Raw genomic sequence first — 208 nt, 5'->3', positions numbered from 1 at the left:
GATGTGGTCGATGTGCCCGTGGGTCAGCAGCACCGCGGCCGGGGTCAGCCGATGCTCGTCGAGGATGCGCCGCAGCGGGGCGAAAGCGCCCTGGCCCGGGTCGACGATGACCGCATCGGCTTTCGGGTGCGGCGCCAGCACGTAGCAGTTGCACGCCAGCAACCCGGCGGGAAACGCGCAGACCAACACGCTGCCCAGTTTCCCACTT

At 69.2% G+C, this 208-nt stretch carries 1 protein-coding gene; it reads right to left on the bottom strand.

What is annotated here, in order from left to right; genetic code table 11:
• The coding region (locus F6Q13_RS19220; RefSeq protein WP_293059908.1) for an MBL fold metallo-hydrolase at nucleotides 1-189 on the bottom strand (189 nt) is incomplete at its 3' end.
• Nucleotides 190-208: the final 19 nt, after the last annotated feature.

Source organism: Mycobacterium sp., from assembly GCF_008709575.1.
In the GTDB taxonomy this organism is placed as follows: Bacteria; Actinomycetota; Actinomycetes; order Mycobacteriales; family Mycobacteriaceae; genus Mycobacterium.
The sequence above is the reverse complement of the archived record's forward strand: the minus strand, read 5'-3'. Positions and strand labels throughout refer to the sequence as shown.